Source organism: Bacillus sp. FSL R9-9410 (assembly GCF_038050385.1).
GTDB lineage: Bacteria > Bacillota > Bacilli > Bacillales > Bacillaceae_G > Bacillus_A > Bacillus_A cereus_U.
In genome coordinates this window covers 3,701,864-3,717,125 of sequence record NZ_JBBOTV010000001.1, presented here as the reverse complement: position 1 = coordinate 3,717,125, position 15,262 = coordinate 3,701,864, and the positions used below count along the sequence as shown (strand labels likewise).

Genomic DNA, 15,262 nt, shown 5'->3' with positions numbered 1-15,262 from the left:
TTAGTGGATTGGAATCAAGTAGACATATCTAATATAGAAAGTTTAAATTTTGAGGAAAGTTTTTCTTTGGCGAAATATATATTGCAAAAAGATGTAGTCACAGAAGAAATCGCTAATAAAATTATTATAAAAGTATTAGATATATGGGAGAATGTTGACGATTCGACAAAAGATTTATGGATAGATTTAATAGAAAGTGCAGGTTTTTATCCATACTTACTTAGAATAATTGAAGCCAAGAATCAGCTAGATACTACATCTGAAATTCGCTCAGCATATCATTCTTCTAAAAAACTAGAGAATATTACTTTTCACAAAGAACAAAAAATTTTAGCGAATTTAATTGCAGAAGAAAAGAATTTAATAGTAAGCGCTCCAACCAGCTTTGGAAAGAGTTTATTGATACAAGAAATCATATCTTTGAATAAGTATAAAAATATACTGATAATACAGCCTACGCTAGCTTTAATTAATGAAACTAGGGTAAGCTTAAGAAAGTTTATTAATAATTATAATATTATTGTAAACACTTCTCAGGAAATGGAGTCTAAAAATATTTTTATATTAACTGCGGAGAGGGTTTTAGAGTATGAAGGTCTTCCGGAGATAGATTATTGTATTTTAGACGAATTTTATAAATTGAGTTCCTTTAGAGATGATGAAAGATCGGATGTATTAAATATTGCCTTAAGAAAAGTTTTGAAATCGGATCCTATTTTTTACTTTATAGGTCCTAATATTGACAATATACCTGAAGGATTTAAAGAAAGGTATAATGCAATATTTTTTAAAACTCAATATTCATTGGTTAATACTGAAATTGTTGAAGTAGATTTAGAATATCAAACGACAGGAGTACGAAGGCAGGCAAAAGAAAAAGAACAAAAGTTGTTTGAATTATTGTATACGCAGCGGCATGAGCAATCTATTGTATATGTTTCTTCACCGCAAAGAGCATATAATTTAGCCGTGAAATATTATGATTATCTAAATGAAAATGGACTTGTGAAAGAAGAGCAATGTTTGCCCGTAAGTGAATGGATTCAAGAAAACTTAAGTGAGGATTGGGGTTTCAATAATCTTATAAAGAATTATATTGGTGTTCATTCGGGGATTATACCGAAACATTTAGTACATTCTATGATTGAATATTTTAATGAAGGAAAGCTAGATGTGTTATTTTGTACTTCTACGATTATAGAAGGAGTAAATACTTCTGCCAAAAACGTATTTATTTTTGATAATAAAAAAGGACCTAATCCACTGGACTTCTTTGATTTTTCGAATATTAAGGGTAGAGCGGGAAGAATGTTAAAACATTACACTGGGAAGGTATACATATTTAATAGTGTTCCTCAAAGAGAGGATATTAATTTAGATATACCTTATCATGATCAAAAATATATTAATGATGAAATATTAGTTAATTTAGACAGGAATGAAGTCCATACATCACATTTAGAAAGATACGATGAATTACATGACTACGATGAAGAACTGTTAAAAGTTATTAAAAAGAATGCAGTTTCAGTAGCGGGACAAAAAGAAATTATTAAAAAACTAAGACAAAAGTTAAAAAGTAATCCAGAGTTAATTATGTGGGATAAGTTCCCTAATAAATATCAACTTAATTTTTTAATTTCTTTGTCTTGGAATTATCTTCTAAAGCCAACTGAGACAACAAGGCCAATGACTATAAATAAGTTGCCTGTAACTATTAGAAAGCACATTTCAAACAGTTTATATGTCTTAATTATGGATGAGCAAAAATATCTAAAACAACAAAATCCAAAATGGACAGAAAAAAGAGTTATTGATACTGCGATTGAAAATGTTTTTCGAGAAAAACGTCATTGGATTTCATATAAAGTTCCAAAATGGTTAAATGTAGTTAATTCACTACAAAAGGTGCTTTGTAAGAACGAAGGATTAGCTACAAGTGGGGATTATTCCTTTTTTGCTTCATACTTAGAAAATGAAGGTGTGGAAGAAAGGTTTTCATTATTAATTGATATGGGTATTCCTTCATCGGTAATTAATAAAATAGATCATCTTATTCCTGATGATTTAAAGGGGCAAGAATTAATTTATTTTGTTAAGAATTTGAAGAGAGATGATGTTTCTTCTTTAATGGCATATGAAATTGATAAAATCGGACAGCTGTAATCTTATTTTCATTATGAGATTGCAATATCTTTTATACTATTGTTTCCATATTGATAATATATTACTGCATTTATCTTGTCTTTTGAAGTAAGTTTATTCATAAAAAACTATACCTCTAATCATTAGACATAGTCAAAGAATTAGAGGTATAGTTCATTAGTTAAACTGTTTTTCCATTATAATAGAAGAAAAACCAAACGGAGGGAAATCCCATGCTAACCTACAACAAACTAATCCGAAACAAAATTCCACAAATAATAAAATCCAACGGAAAAACCCCCACAACAAGAATCCTACCCAAAGACGAATACATAAAAGAAATCTGCAAGAAAACAGAAGAGGAACTAACCGAATATCTAGAAGCAAATACTAAAGAACATAAACTCGAAGAACTATCCGACCTACTAGAACTAATAAACGCCCTAGCCGAACACGAAGGCACAACACTAGAAGAAATCAACAACATCCGTAAAAAGAAAGCAAAAGAACGAGGCGGCTTCTCAGATCGAGTGTTTCTAATCGAAGTAACCGATAAATAGCCCCTCATAAGCCCCTTTCAAGCCCCTACCAAGTAATAAATCACTAATAAAAAACACAACAAAACAAAAACAACTACAAAGACCGTAGTAGTTGTAAAAATTTTTTTGAAATAACACGCCAAAAACCCACCCTTCCTTCCTATATATAGTACAAAGAGGAATTTTTCATTTTTGAATGAGAATGGGAGGAATTGGGATGGCGGTGTATCGTAATGTGCAGGTGAATTTTTGGCAGGATGATTTTGTTTTGGATTTGACGCCGGAGGAGCGGTATTTTTATGTTTATTTGTTAACTTGTTCGAAGACGACGCAGTGTGGGATTTTTCCGTTTCCGAAGCGGTTAGCTGAGATGGAGACGGGTTATAACAGGGGGACTGTTGATAAGCTTGTGCAGCGCTTTGTTGATTATGGGAAGATTCTTTATGATGCGGAGACGAGGGAGTTATTTATTCTAAATTGGCTTCGTTATAATCCTGTGACGAATACGAATGTGGAGAAGTGTGTGCTTCGTGAGCTGAAGAGTGTGAAGAATAAGGAGTTTGTACATATGTTTCTTCAGAAGTGTGTAGAGGAGGAGCTGAATGTTCCGATGCTTTTAGCACATTTCGGTATGCCGATTGATTTGGCTGTGGATGATGTAGAGCCAGTTTGTGAAGAGGCGGAAGAAGAGGTTGTAGAGGAAGAAACGGGAAGCCGTGTGTTTTCTTTTTATGAGCAACATTTCGGTAGTTTGTCTCCTCATACTGTGGAGGAACTGAGTGCGTGGATGGAAGATTTGTCAGAGGAGCTTGTGCTGAAGGCTCTTCAAATTGCGTTTGAGAATAATAAGCGGACGGTTGCTTATGTGAAGGGGATTTTGAGGGGATGGCACGGGAAAGGGTTTACGAAAGTGTCTGAGGTTGAGGCAGATACGGCTCAGTTTAGGAAGAAGGAGTCGTCTGTTAGTACTGGGGAGACGGAGGAGTTTTTGACGAGGTGCGAGGAGTGGGAGAAAAATGCGCTGTCAGAGGAAGAGTTGCAGCGCTTTTTAGCAGAACGCGGGTGGCGTCCATGAGTATTCAAAATGTGGAGGCGGAAAAGACGGTATTAGGTTCTCTATTAATTGATGGAGAGCTTATTAAGGAGTGCCGTTTGACGGAGCATTATTTTTCTATGCCGGTGCATAAGTCTATATTTCGGTTAATGCGAAAAATTGAAGATGAAAGGCAACCAATTGATCTTGTGACGCTCGTTTCTAGGATGAATCCAAATTTTTTGGAGAATATCGGGGGGATGGAGTATTTTATAGCGTTAATAGAGGGTGTGCCTACAACTGCCAACTTCTCTTATTATGAGGGGCTTGTTCGAGGTGCATGGAAAATGTATCAGGCCGGTGTTCTCGGGCACAAGATGGGAGAGCGTCTTATTGCGGAGAAGGACGAGAAAATTATTGGTGAGACGATTACGGAACTTTGTGAGTTAGAGGAAAAGGACTGTGTATGTGAGTTTGATTTGAAGGATGCGTTAGTTGGTTTGTATGAGGAGCTTCATCAAGATACGAAAGAGAATACTGGTATTGAGACTGGTTATACATCGTTAAATAAGATGACGTGCGGATTGCAGGAAGGTGATTTTGTCGTTCTTGGAGCGCGTCCTTCTATGGGGAAAACGGCGTTTGCGTTAAATATTGCACTGCATGCGGCGAAGTCTGGAGCGGCGGTTGGATTGTTTTCATTAGAGATGAGTAGTAAGCAATTGTTAAAAAGGCTGGCGTCTTGCGCGGGCGAAGTGTCGGGAGGTAGGCTGAAAAATCCGAAGCATCGTTTTACGATAGAAGACTGGGAAAAGGTGAGTAAGGCGTTTGCGGAGATTGGTGAGTTACCACTTGAGATTTATGATAAGGCCGGTGTTACAATGCAGGATATTTGGATGCAGACTCGTAAGTTAAAGCGGAAGCACGGTGATAAAAAGCTTTTAGTTATTGTAGATTACTTGCAGCTTATTACGGGCGATCCAAAGCATAAGGGCAATCGATTTCAGGAGATAAGTGAAATTTCACGTAAGCTTAAGTTATTAGCGCGTGATTTAAATGTTTGTATAGTAGCATTATCGCAATTGTCTCGTTCCGTAGAGTCACGTCAAGATAAGCGTCCGCTTTTATCTGATTTAAGAGAGACGGGACAAATTGAGCAAGATGCGGATGTCATTATGCTTATGTATCGTGAAGATTATTATGATAAGGAAACGATGCAGAAAGAGATGACGGAGATCAATGTGGCGAAGCATCGGAATGGGCCTGTGGGTAGTTTTAAGCTAAGATTTTTGAAGGAGTTTGGAAGGTTTGTGGAGAGTTTGAATTGAATTTTTAGAAAAAGGGATAGGATTTGGTAGTACGAAACAGGATATTATTAATTCGTTCAGATGATGCGGATGTGGAATAAGAGAAGTAAAAGTTTACTTTTCTTACTCCACGTTCTTCTTATAACTCACCCGCAACAACCCCTTAAAATCCACCTCAGCAATCAACACACTTAATAATATAAGTGTCGCCCCTAAATACCCTTGCCCTGTGAGTGTTTCGCCTGTGAAGAAGAAGGCAAAGCCCGCTGAAAAGACAGGTTCTAATGAAAAGATAAGACCTGTATGTGTGGGCGTCGTGTATTGCTGGGCGATAACTTGCACAATGAAAGCGACTGCTGTGCAAAATATGCTTAAGGCTAAGATGATTAGCCATGAGTCGATAGTGCCAGGAAGTTTTGGGGTTTCCATCACTAATGAAAAAATAAGACTAAATAGGCCGACAAAACCGAGTTGTACTACCCCAAGTGCAATTGAATTCACATGTTTTGTTACGTTTCCAGTAATGATGACGTGAATCGCATAAAATAAGGCAGACAGTATGCAAAATATATCGCCGTTACCGATCTTGAATTCACTAGTTAATGTTAGTAATCCGATTCCTATTATCGTTAACACAATTCCTAATATAACTTTCTTTTCAGGAATGTGTTTTAAAAATATAGCTGATAATATCGGAATGAAAATGACTGTGAGACATAGTAAGAAACCGGCATTAGACACACTCGTATACTTTGTACCGAAAGTCGCAAAAATATAGACGATAAATAAAACGGAAGCTAGTATAAAAGAATACTTTACAGTTTTAAAATCAATTTTGAATAAGTGTTTGTAAAATATTAAACCTGATAAAAGAAAGGCAATAATAAATCGTAATGCGATTAAATTATATTCTTCTATGCCATCAAGTCCAAGCTTTGTAAGTAGGATGGATGCACCCCAAAAAAATGTAACTAGTAGTAGCCCTAAATCAGCTTTTAATTGAATTTTCATTTCTATTCCCTCGTTATGTATAATTTATGATCCCATACCCCTATCCCCATTGTTTATTTTAATATTAATTCTGAATATTTGGAACAAAAATTTATCGACGGTTTTTTCTCCATAAGAAAGGGTCTATGTTATAAGCCGATTTCACCGGACTATAACATAGACCCTTTCCATTTAAAGATTCCGATCCAACAACAATCCAAGCTATTCCGCGACTCCTACGATAACGGATCCGAAGAATGTAATGATCAAGTCTTCACTAAATCCTTTGTTTATTCCTTCTTTAATATTCACGTCATTTTTTCTTCACGAGTGAAAGATGTTTTTTTATTGGTACTGTTTTTAAAAAGGAGCCGTCACCTAGTCAAAAAAAGCGACTTATGGTAAAGCTCCTTTTAAGTTTTAGAAACTAAAGATGCTTCAATGATGTATCGATCTGGAGCATCGCCGATGTAGTTGAAAGGATAACATGTTGTTAATGTTAATGTAGGTTCATTTGTTTCTACAATAACAGTCCGATCTTCTGCATCTGTTATCCAATGTTTGTTAATGCTGTATGTGTATGTTTTATTTTCATATTCTACAATCAGTTGGTCATTTTCTTTTAGCTGACCTAGTTCGGTAAATACAGTATCTCGATGTCCACTTAAAACTGTATGACCGTTTCCGGATGGGGTAGTCGTCAATTCGCTCACGAACATGCCCACACCTTTTTTTAGTACTTTATCATCAGCTCCCCAATATATGGAGTATTTCTTTTGTATTTTAGGAATGATTAAATATGCTACTTTTTGCCCTAATTGATGATTTACTTCTGAAGATGGAATCTGTACAATTTCTTCATGGTTTTGAGGAGTTTCTATTTTATCTTCATTGTCTTCAGGAGATGTTGTGATTGGTGTTTGAGTTTCGTATTTCTTTATTTCACTAGATGCTAAAGATTCCGCTGAACTTCTAGCACTATACCATTCTATAAAACAATAAGAAAAGATTGAAATTCCAACTATAAATAAACATAGGCCTATCCATTGGTTTATTTTCATTTATATCACTCCATTTTAAAACGACAGGAGTAGACCTGTCGTTTTACGGAATTATTTATGCGTTTGTTTTTTTACGACGGAACATTAATACAGATCCAATTGCAGCTAAACCTAAGCTTGCTAGCATCATTGTAACACCATTTGATGCTGTGTTTGGCAATTTTTCGCCTTGTTTTTTGTTTTCTTGTTTAACAGCTGTATTTGTGTCTTTCTTTGTTTCTTTTGCAGTTGTTTGAGTTTTAGTTTGTTCTTGCTTTTTGTTTTCTTGTTTAGCAGGTTCTTGCTTAGTATCTTCTTGTTTAGGTTGTTCTTGTGGTTTATTTTCTTCTTTTTTAGTAGTTTGTTTACTAGCTACAAATTGATCGTAATCCCCTTTTTTTACTTCACAAGGTAAACCATCGTTGTCACGATCTAAATCATGAGGATCATTTGTTGCGCTATATCCATTGCTATGCCAGAACTCCATAACTTCTTGTTTGTTGTTGAAGTGACCGCAGTTCTTGTCGTTTGGATTTTTTGCTGCAAATGCAGAAGAACTGTACCCCACAGTTAAAAGTGTGAACGCTGTTGCTGAAACTAATAATTTTTTCATGAATTTCTCCCTTTTCCCAATATTATGTAGTACATTGAAATATTTTACATTCTAATATTCAAAAATACAATAGGGAAAATTAAAAAATGTAAGATTTTTTTAAAATATATATTTTGTAACGTCATACGGTAACAATTGTCTCTAAACGTAAATTTCTCGAAAATGTTTTCAGGAACAACTAAGTATATGGAAAGCTCCGCAAATCTAATGGACCCAGTAGAGAAGTTAAACGGTTTAACTTCTGGATTCCAAGGTGCATTTACACTAGGGCTAATCTTTATCGTTATTGCTTTTAAAAGAAGAGAAAGAGGGAGTAAAGGCAACGCAGGTTTTACAGAACGAGAATTAAGGTTCATATTAAAAAGACATCTTTACGATTAAAGATGTCTTTTTACATTTCTTTCGTAATATCATACTGCAACAATTGCTGCTGATCATAAAATTTTTCAAAAATAATGCCCATTACATAGAAGAACGATAGACCGAAGCAAATGTGAATGAGCGTAAAGGTAGCTCCAAATGAAGAAAATTCATACACCATAATTGGTAATTTCGCAGTTGTCCAAACACCTAAGAAAAATACGATGTACCTAATGCTGGCGCCTTTTTTTAATAGTAGTGCTGCAATCGGAAAGGCAACATAGAGGGGGCCAGCTGCAATGCCGCCTAATAATAGGGAGAATAATATTCCATATATGCCGGACTTTTCTCCCATGTATTTCATTAGTGTTTCTTTTTTCACCCACTGATCAAGTAACCCTACAAATACAAGGACAGGGGGGAGTAGAAACAGCATATCTAAAATGCTATTCCCCGTTAATTGTAATGCGCTCCATCCTAACGATTGGTTTATAAAAGTTAGTACGAGAAGCCCAAACAGTAATATGAAAAAGAAGCGATATCTTTTTAGTTCATTCATACCATCACCACCCAAATGATATATGAGAATAGGAGTGACATGAGTAATGCAGATGCATTACGAGCGTAAGCAAAGCTTCGTCCGAATATCTTTTGTTCCATCGGTAATGTTGTAATTCCTACTGACATGAGTGTAGACATGAGTGCCGCAACTTGAGGAAGGCCTGCGCCGTGCTGTACTAACGTATTACCAAGTGGGAACACGACAAAACTTGGGATAAGTGCCACAGATCCGAGTAATGCTGAATAAATAATACCTAAAAATCCGGACTGTTCTCCAATGATGGAAGAGATAAAGGACGGCGTTAAGATAGAAAGTGATAGTCCAACGAAAAGCATAATGGAGAGCATGGCAGGGAGGAGGTTTCGAAATATTTTCCATGATTTTAATAGGGAAGCTTTCGTTTTATTCCGATCCTTCATAAAAGAAATCCCCGTAAGAACAATGGCCAAAGTGTAAAGGATAGCGCCATTAATCATGATTAGATTCCTTTAAGTCTTTATATTTGTCTAAGAAAAATGATAAGTTTTTCATTTTTTCCTCAATATCCATTTGAAAATCTGCTAATTGTTCTTTTCCGGCTATAGTAATTTTGTACATCTTTCTCGGCTTATCTGGAACGGATGTACTTACATAAGATTCAATAGCACCTTCGTTTTCTAATTTCTTCAGCGTGCGGTAAAGGATGGCACTATCGATTGGATTGACTGGAAGTTCTTCTTCACATTTCTGAAGTAGTTGCCCGCCATAGTTATCACCTTCTGCTAAAAATAACAAAAGAAATGCACCTGTATGTCTTCCTGTATGTTTCATGAATATACCTCCTAGAATGAATTGGAATTTATACTGTTAATGACAGTGTACTGTTGTTAACAGTATATGGTGCATGAAGTGCTATGTCAATTTTAAAATGTTACTGAGGGGAAATGGTAATCCCTGTTTTAATCTTGTTAAATAACAAAATAAAAGCCTACTGTTTTCTTGTGACAGTGGCTTTCATAGTTGGTAAACTACTATATTACGCTTAGGGAATCTCACGCTTTGATAGTAACACATATATGTTAGTTTCATATTGAGAAATAAAAAAAAGACACTCTCAAGAGTGCCTCTTATTAGCAGCTTAATCCGCCGCCCCAACAGCTAGCTCCAACGATGATTAATAAAATAAAGAGCACAACAAGTAAGGCGAATCCACCGCCAAAACCACAGCCTCCACCACAACTACCACCATAGCCCATATTAACTCCTCCTTCCATAAAGTCCATATATTAATGGATTTATTTCACTTTATGTTTTTACGGATAAACTTGAGCAGGTCCTTTTGAAAAATAAAAGTACTGGGTATTTTAGGAGAGTTGACGAACTTATTTTTGTCACGAGTATTACGCTTATTACATATGGTATTTTATTCTGTGCATTTGGGGAAAGGAGATCGTTATGGCTAATTCTGAGATGATATTACGTTTACTTACGGATTTAAAGATTGAACAGCAAGCTTTAAGAGAACAGCTGGAGAAAATGCAAATAGCATTGACCATTCTTGAAGAAAAACCGACTGCTCTTGAAGAAAAACCAGCTGCTCCAAAGAAAAGAGCTAATTCTGGACGCCCAACATCTTTTCGTGATTGGAGAGCATCTACTCAAAGGGATTAAGAAATCCTGTTATAGTAAGTTATACAAAATTATAAATGAAAAAGTACAGTCTACTGTAGTTAATACAGAGGCTGTACTTTTTGTTGTGTTAGTTTAAGTTGTGATAGGAGGTTTGTATTTTCTTTGACTATTCCACCTTTAGCTCGATCCCTTCATCCAGCATATCTCCATTAATTTTCAAAGTTAATCCTTGCGTTTTTTTCGGTACATCGAATACAATGTTCCCTTCCGAATTTTCATTAGGATTAAGAACACCAAATTTAAATGTAGCGGTATTGGCAGCTTTAAGTGTTAATTGAGATTCATTAGAAATGTGATATTCTCTTCCGGTTCCGTCAATTAATGTAAAGTTATTGCTATTTAGTGTAATGGGTTCCTCTTGACGATTATAAACTGCGACGTCTAATACTTTAAATACACCTTGTGCTTTAACTTCTCCATTACCTATAACATCTAATGAATCGACATAGCCTATTGATATGTATACATCAGAAGAATCTCCATGGGTGGGAAGTTCTTTTTGAGGATCCTTGTTGCTAAGTTCATCATTTTTTGTTTCTTTAGAAGTCTCCTGTTCGTTTTTCGTGTTACTGCTAGATGTATCATGTGAACTGCAAGCTGATAATCCAAATAAGAATGTGCTACATAATAATGATGTTAATAACTTTTTGTTCATAGTTTGTTCCTCCAAAATAGAAGTACTTTCATGGGCGCCATGATGATTTAGTAAATCTATATTTTTCTTTATGTGTATTAAATGTTATATCTTATTATATTGACTTTGGGATAAAAAGGAAACTTGATGTAAATAAAAAAGACACTGCAAAGTGTCTTTTTTATTTAAGTTATGCGCATTACTTAATAAGACGCTAGTTCCTCAGTCTGGCGATGAGGAACTATGTAGGGTGATTTTATTATAGCATTTTAACCAATAATGGGTCTATATGGAATTTGTTTAATGATTATGTTTGATTATTCGAAATGACAAATATAAAAAAGCACCGATGCTTGGAATGATGAATCGATTTGCAGCCGCGATACTCGGTGCGATTATTATGTATGAAATTGAACACCATGATTTTATGTGGACATTTGCTGCTGGAATTATGGGTGGGTATTTCTTGATTATTATTAATTTAGGATATTACAGTATGAGAGATGCGAAGAAATAAAGTGCTGTGTAAATAACTAATTTGGATGACTTGAATGTATAAACCTAAAAAATTTCCTTTATGGAGAGCTTTTTATTACAAAGAAAAGACACCCATATAAGAGTGTCTTTTCCAATAGTTTTTTAGCAGAAGCAAGAAGCTCCAACAATGATCAATAAAATAAACAATACAACTAATAAAGCAAAGCCGCCGCCACAACTACTACAACTACCACCAAATCCCATAATAGTTCCTCCTTTAATAAGAGGGGAAAACAAGGGTACACGCATGTATTTTAACGGATTCAAATTACTTTATGTTTTTTACGCAAGAATGGAGCAGGTCCTTTTGAAAATAAAGAAAAGACACCCTAAGGTGCCTTCCTTCGACTTGAACCATCTTAATTTTAATAATATTGGACTCCCGTCCGAATATTATTTTACCATGTTAAGTTGTTTTTGGGAATATTTCATATCGATAATTACAATACACGGTTTAGTTTTTGAATTATTTATTTGTGTAAAAGTTGAAATTAATAAGAACCCCATAAATGATAAACCATTCCACTAACAAAAAACACTAATCCTAAAAACAAAACAATTAAAGCAAGTACTCCATTTTGATTATGTTCCATAAAACTAGCTCCTTTTAGATTTATTTTTGTATAAAAAAAGCCTTTAGTCGTAATTATGGCTAAAGGCTTTGAGCATTATACTTTTCACTTTATAAAATCTTATGAGAAGGATTTATAATGTTTTTTTATCCCGCATTAACGGGCAGCCCGATTGGTGAAGGCTAATACTCAGTGGGGGATGGACAAAACCCCCACTGAGTAAAGTTTCACTTTATCAAATTTGGAATTGAAAATGTACTAGCTTGATAATGAAGCTTGGCTATTTGAATTGAAAAATTTTAGTTTTATTATAATTAATAGAAATGAGAGTAGTGTGAATATAAATCCACTCCAAATAAGCTGGTGAATACCTAAGTTTGAAATGAACCAGCCTCCAATAGTTGTTCCTAGAGTAATTCCGAGATTTGAGAACGAAACGAATAGACTATTACCAAATTCAGGTGCTTCTTTTGCTTCACTTATTAACCATGTTTGACCAACAATTAATCCACCAGCATGTACGATTCCCCAAATGAATACGATAAAGATCATTGGAACAAGGTAGGAACCTAAATAATAAACCAATATGTAAACAACAGAATATAGAATAGGGAATGATATTACGGTGTTTATTATGTTTTTTTGCAGGAGACTACCAAATAAATGATTCCCTAAAATCATAACTATACCAAATATGAATAGCATGATACTGATGAGAGATCCATTCATGGAAGTTACTTTTGCAAGGTACTCGGCGAAGTAGCTGTATACGGAAAACATGGCTGCAAAAAGGAATGTGACGGTTAAAATATTTAACCATAATCCTGGTTTGCCGAGTATACGAATTTGTTTGCCGAAAGACATTTTTTCTTTAACAGGCATAGAAGGAAGTAGGATTAGTATTCCAATGAATGCAAGAGTGTTAACAAGCGCTCCGAATAAGAAAGCAATTTCGAGTGAAAATTGGTCTGCAAGGTAAGAGGTTAGTGGTACACCTAAAGCAAAGCCAACAGTAATTCCCATGAAAACTTTTGTAACTGCTTGACCGCTCTTTTCTGGAGGGACAAGTTTAGCAGCTGTGACAAGAGCGATTGAAAAGAAGAGTGGATGAAGCGCTGCCGGTAAAATACGAAAAATAAGCATGATTTCAAATTGTGTTGTATAAGCGTAGATTATATTTGAAATAACAAATATGAAAATTGCTGTTAATAAAATTATTTTGCGATTAATACTAGAGACGAGCAGAATTAAAAACGGACCAGAAATAGCAACAACTAGTGCAAATATACTTACTAAAAATCCAGCTTGTGTAGTTGAAATTCCGAATTTTTGAGTGATTTGTGGTAATACGCCGACAATACCCATCTCGGTAGTAATAATTCCGAACACACCTATTGCGAGTGTCAGAATAAGTAAAGGATTTACTTTTTTCATTTATAAAACTCTCCATTCGTATCAGTATTTTGAAAGTGAATTCATTAACAAAGAAGCATTATTACAAGCATGATTGGATGCCAATATTATCAGGATTATGTAATTCTAAATACAATAACAGATATCTAAATAACTAGATGTGATATATTAAAAAATTTTCTCCTTTCTATGTTTCTTGCTTTTCTAGGCAGTGCAATTTGTAAAAGAGTAATTGGATGCCTGTAAAAAAGCAGAATGTGTGAAAGCTAATAATCAATTGATATGCAGATTGATTATTAGCTTTCATTTTATAATTCGTTTTGAACGTATTCAGAAAACTCTCGTATTGTTTTTTCATTTCGACGATAGTAGGTCCATTTTCCAATTCGGTCAGATTCTAGTAAGCCTGCTTTTTTCATAGTTAATAAATAACTAGAAATAACCGATTGGGCTAAGCAAGTTTTAAGCTGGATATCTCCTACACACACTCCAACTTGAAAGCTAAGGCCTTGCTCTATATAAGGTTTTTCATCGAAATGGTTTTCTGGATTTTTCAACCATGATAAAATTTGACATCTTGTTTCATTTGACAATGCTTTATAAATTAATAAAGGTTCCATAAGGATATTATATCTATTTTTATAGATTTGTAAATGGGTTTTTGGTGATTTTAAGGAAAGAAGGTATAGGTGATCCCTTTGAATAGGAATAAGGTGCTCTTGATCTGTACCCTTTGTAAAGGACATTCTAAAAAAAGTTAAGCAACCTAAAAAAGATGATTTCTGTATGCAAACAGGAGTCATCTTCTTTAAATTTCATTGATATCTAGAATGATTATAGTACGTCATATGTTTCTTCATTTCATGTTTTAACTGAACAAACGATTCACATGATTTTATATATGCTTCATCGGTTAAAGTACTATGAGGCTTTCGTGCGAAAATGATAATATTGTTAGGGTTAAGCATGTTGTTGTCTAGCTAACAATGGCGGATTCCTAAGAAGAGTAATAATAAAATCCAAGTAAAAATTTAAGGGAAATTTAATGTTTACCCTGCTTTTTATTTTAAAAGTTTTTCCTATCCTATAAATGAGTTATATCAAGAAGGAGACTAAAAAAGATGAAGTCATAGATTACAATGTAAAGTTAGGGGATTCTACATGCATACAGGAGTTTTGATTAGTTATTTGTATACTTATTTCTTTACTATTATTTTTTGTATTGTGTTTCAAATTGGATTTTATTTTAAAGCGAAAAAAAATATATCTATTCGGCATTTTCTATGGGTGTATGTTTTTCTGTTTTACCTTTCGTTAGTGTATAAGGTGACGCAAATAGCGACTGTATGGGATATAAGTAGATATGAAACGTGGATTCGTGTAAGTCAAATTAACTTGACTCTATTTGATTCTGCAGGTAGTACTGCGTATCTTTTAAACATTTTTCTGTTTATGCCGTTAGGTTTTTTATTACCGACTATTTGGCCGCATTTTAGAAAAATGAAAAACACCGTATGTGCGGGATTCTTTTTTTCATTGGCAATTGAGTTAAATCAATTACTAAATAATAGAATTACAGATATAGATGATTTATTTACGAACACCCTCGGGGCGATTGTTGGGTATGTATTATATAGAGTTTTATTTAAAATGATAGATAAAAGAGATGAAAAAAAGCTTGATAATAACTCTTCTCTAGTAATAAAATACGAGGCTATTTTTTGTTTGGTGTGTTCATTTGTAGGTGTGATGTTAATTTATTATCCAGTTGTATTTGGAAGACCTGTAATCCTCCAGTGAGGTAATTAAGATACTGTCAGATAATATAAATATAGCAAATTAGTTC

General features: G+C 34.4%; 17 protein-coding genes and 2 pseudogenes. 8 read left to right on the top strand and 11 right to left on the bottom strand.

The window, feature by feature from the left end; translation table 11 throughout:
- Positions 1 to 3: 3 nt before the first annotated feature.
- The 4 genes from MKX77_RS19350 (at position 4) to dnaB (ending at position 5,045) form a co-directional block, all read left to right on the top strand.
- The gene (locus tag MKX77_RS19350) at positions 4 to 2,166 is read left to right on the top strand and encodes a DEAD/DEAH box helicase (RefSeq protein WP_341307532.1); all 2,163 of its coding nucleotides are present in this window, start codon (positions 4 to 6) and stop codon (positions 2,164 to 2,166) included.
- Positions 2,167 to 2,378: 212 nt separating this feature from the next.
- Positions 2,379 to 2,705 (top strand): nucleoside triphosphate pyrophosphohydrolase, encoded by a 327-nt coding sequence (locus tag MKX77_RS19345; protein ID WP_341307531.1) that lies wholly within the window; start codon positions 2,379 to 2,381, stop codon positions 2,703 to 2,705.
- Between the two features lie 196 nt (positions 2,706 to 2,901).
- Positions 2,902 to 3,759: a DnaD domain-containing protein gene (locus MKX77_RS19340; protein WP_341307530.1), complete on the top strand. Its 858-nt coding sequence runs from the start codon at positions 2,902 to 2,904 to the stop codon at positions 3,757 to 3,759.
- Positions 3,756 to 5,045 (top strand): replicative DNA helicase, encoded by a 1,290-nt coding sequence (dnaB, locus tag MKX77_RS19335; RefSeq protein ID WP_341307529.1) that lies wholly within the window; start codon positions 3,756 to 3,758, stop codon positions 5,043 to 5,045. Before MKX77_RS19340 ends, dnaB begins: the two co-directional genes overlap by 4 nt.
- Before the next feature lie 102 nt (positions 5,046 to 5,147).
- Here the strand turns inward: dnaB and MKX77_RS19330 are convergent, their stop codons facing one another.
- The 3 genes from MKX77_RS19330 to MKX77_RS19320 all read right to left on the bottom strand — a co-directional run bounded on the left by MKX77_RS19330 (position 5,148) and on the right by MKX77_RS19320 (position 7,667).
- On the bottom strand, positions 5,148 to 6,035 hold the full coding sequence (locus MKX77_RS19330) for a DMT family transporter (RefSeq protein ID WP_341307528.1): 888 nt from the start codon (positions 6,033 to 6,035) through the stop codon (positions 5,148 to 5,150).
- A gap of 392 nt (positions 6,036 to 6,427) precedes the next feature.
- Complete coding sequence (locus tag MKX77_RS19325) at positions 6,428 to 7,075, bottom strand: class D sortase (protein WP_341307527.1); 648 nt, start codon at positions 7,073 to 7,075, stop codon at positions 6,428 to 6,430.
- Positions 7,076 to 7,130: 55 nt separating this feature from the next.
- Positions 7,131 to 7,667, bottom strand: coding sequence for an excalibur calcium-binding domain-containing protein (locus MKX77_RS19320; protein WP_341307526.1), 537 nt, complete (start codon positions 7,665 to 7,667; stop codon positions 7,131 to 7,133).
- Positions 7,668 to 7,823: 156 nt separating this feature from the next.
- On the opposite strand from MKX77_RS19320, the pseudogene MKX77_RS19315 reads away from it, so the two are divergent.
- Positions 7,824 to 8,016 (top strand): annotated as a pseudogene (locus MKX77_RS19315) (MFS transporter); the annotation flags it as partial.
- A 42-nt stretch (positions 8,017 to 8,058) separates the two neighbouring features.
- Here the strand turns inward: MKX77_RS19315 and MKX77_RS19310 are convergent.
- From MKX77_RS19310 to MKX77_RS19295, 4 genes are all read right to left on the bottom strand, one after another.
- The gene (locus tag MKX77_RS19310) at positions 8,059 to 8,586 is read right to left on the bottom strand and encodes a permease (protein ID WP_341307525.1); all 528 of its coding nucleotides are present in this window, start codon (positions 8,584 to 8,586) and stop codon (positions 8,059 to 8,061) included.
- Complete coding sequence (locus tag MKX77_RS19305; protein ID WP_341307524.1) at positions 8,583 to 9,065, bottom strand: hypothetical protein; 483 nt, start codon at positions 9,063 to 9,065, stop codon at positions 8,583 to 8,585. The genes MKX77_RS19310 and MKX77_RS19305 overlap by 4 nt, the downstream gene beginning before the upstream one ends.
- Positions 9,058 to 9,399, bottom strand: coding sequence for a PadR family transcriptional regulator (locus MKX77_RS19300; RefSeq protein WP_002087269.1), 342 nt, complete (start codon positions 9,397 to 9,399; stop codon positions 9,058 to 9,060). The genes MKX77_RS19305 and MKX77_RS19300 overlap by 8 nt, the downstream gene beginning before the upstream one ends.
- Positions 9,400 to 9,698: 299 nt before the next feature.
- The gene (locus tag MKX77_RS19295; RefSeq protein ID WP_341307523.1) at positions 9,699 to 9,824 is read right to left on the bottom strand and encodes a YjcZ family sporulation protein; all 126 of its coding nucleotides are present in this window, start codon (positions 9,822 to 9,824) and stop codon (positions 9,699 to 9,701) included.
- Between the two features lie 199 nt (positions 9,825 to 10,023).
- Between MKX77_RS19295 and MKX77_RS19290 the strand changes: the two genes are divergently transcribed.
- Entirely contained in the window at positions 10,024 to 10,239 is a 216-nt protein-coding gene (locus MKX77_RS19290) for a preprotein translocase (protein ID WP_341307522.1), read from the top strand.
- A gap of 127 nt (positions 10,240 to 10,366) precedes the next feature.
- Here MKX77_RS19290 and MKX77_RS19285 read toward each other — a convergent pair whose 3' ends face one another.
- Positions 10,367 to 10,915 carry a DUF4352 domain-containing protein gene (locus MKX77_RS19285; RefSeq protein ID WP_341307521.1) on the bottom strand — a complete coding sequence of 183 codons (549 nt, stop codon included), beginning with the start codon at positions 10,913 to 10,915 and terminating at the stop codon, positions 10,367 to 10,369.
- Positions 10,916 to 11,225: 310 nt separating this feature from the next.
- On the opposite strand from MKX77_RS19285, the pseudogene MKX77_RS19280 reads away from it, so the two are divergent.
- A pseudogene (locus tag MKX77_RS19280) lies at positions 11,226 to 11,411 on the top strand (ATP synthase I); the annotation flags it as partial.
- 122 nt (positions 11,412 to 11,533) lie between these two features.
- Here MKX77_RS19280 and MKX77_RS19275 read toward each other — a convergent pair.
- The 3 genes from MKX77_RS19275 to MKX77_RS19265 form a co-directional block, all read right to left on the bottom strand.
- Positions 11,534 to 11,635 (bottom strand): YjcZ family sporulation protein, encoded by a 102-nt coding sequence (locus MKX77_RS19275; protein WP_000505688.1) that lies wholly within the window; start codon positions 11,633 to 11,635, stop codon positions 11,534 to 11,536.
- A gap of 626 nt (positions 11,636 to 12,261) precedes the next feature.
- Complete coding sequence (locus MKX77_RS19270) at positions 12,262 to 13,437, bottom strand: MFS transporter (RefSeq protein WP_341307520.1); 1,176 nt, start codon at positions 13,435 to 13,437, stop codon at positions 12,262 to 12,264.
- Positions 13,438 to 13,724: 287 nt separating this feature from the next.
- On the bottom strand, positions 13,725 to 14,036 hold the full coding sequence (locus MKX77_RS19265; RefSeq protein ID WP_341307519.1) for an ArsR/SmtB family transcription factor: 312 nt from the start codon (positions 14,034 to 14,036) through the stop codon (positions 13,725 to 13,727).
- A 541-nt stretch (positions 14,037 to 14,577) separates the two neighbouring features.
- Here MKX77_RS19265 and MKX77_RS19260 point away from each other — a divergent pair.
- On the top strand, positions 14,578 to 15,216 hold the full coding sequence (locus MKX77_RS19260) for a VanZ family protein (RefSeq protein ID WP_341307518.1): 639 nt from the start codon (positions 14,578 to 14,580) through the stop codon (positions 15,214 to 15,216).
- Positions 15,217 to 15,262 lie beyond the last annotated feature (46 nt).

Bases quoted from the DNA above. Each gene is read 5' to 3' on its own strand.
- MKX77_RS19330 (WP_341307528.1), bottom strand. From the start codon at position 6,035: ATGAAAATTCAATTAAAAGCTGATTTAGGGCTACTACTAGTTACATTT.
- MKX77_RS19265 (WP_341307519.1), bottom strand. From the start codon at position 14,036: ATGGAACCTTTATTAATTTATAAAGCATTGTCAAATGAAACAAGATGT.
- MKX77_RS19300 (WP_002087269.1), bottom strand. From the start codon at position 9,399: ATGAAACATACAGGAAGACATACAGGTGCATTTCTTTTGTTATTTTTA.
- MKX77_RS19290 (WP_341307522.1), top strand. From the start codon at position 10,024: ATGGCTAATTCTGAGATGATATTACGTTTACTTACGGATTTAAAGATT.
- MKX77_RS19260 (WP_341307518.1), top strand. From the start codon at position 14,578: ATGCATACAGGAGTTTTGATTAGTTATTTGTATACTTATTTCTTTACT.
- MKX77_RS19345 (WP_341307531.1), top strand. From the start codon at position 2,379: ATGCTAACCTACAACAAACTAATCCGAAACAAAATTCCACAAATAATA.
- MKX77_RS19325 (WP_341307527.1), bottom strand. From the start codon at position 7,075: ATGAAAATAAACCAATGGATAGGCCTATGTTTATTTATAGTTGGAATT.
- MKX77_RS19305 (WP_341307524.1), bottom strand. From the start codon at position 9,065: ATGATTAATGGCGCTATCCTTTACACTTTGGCCATTGTTCTTACGGGG.
- MKX77_RS19320 (WP_341307526.1), bottom strand. From the start codon at position 7,667: ATGAAAAAATTATTAGTTTCAGCAACAGCGTTCACACTTTTAACTGTG.
- MKX77_RS19285 (WP_341307521.1), bottom strand. From the start codon at position 10,915: ATGAACAAAAAGTTATTAACATCATTATTATGTAGCACATTCTTATTT.
- MKX77_RS19275 (WP_000505688.1), bottom strand. From the start codon at position 11,635: ATGGGATTTGGTGGTAGTTGTAGTAGTTGTGGCGGCGGCTTTGCTTTA.
- MKX77_RS19270 (WP_341307520.1), bottom strand. From the start codon at position 13,437: ATGAAAAAAGTAAATCCTTTACTTATTCTGACACTCGCAATAGGTGTG.
- dnaB (WP_341307529.1), top strand. From the start codon at position 3,756: ATGAGTATTCAAAATGTGGAGGCGGAAAAGACGGTATTAGGTTCTCTA.
- MKX77_RS19340 (WP_341307530.1), top strand. From the start codon at position 2,902: ATGGCGGTGTATCGTAATGTGCAGGTGAATTTTTGGCAGGATGATTTT.
- MKX77_RS19310 (WP_341307525.1), bottom strand. From the start codon at position 8,586: ATGAATGAACTAAAAAGATATCGCTTCTTTTTCATATTACTGTTTGGG.
- MKX77_RS19295 (WP_341307523.1), bottom strand. From the start codon at position 9,824: ATGGGCTATGGTGGTAGTTGTGGTGGAGGCTGTGGTTTTGGCGGTGGA.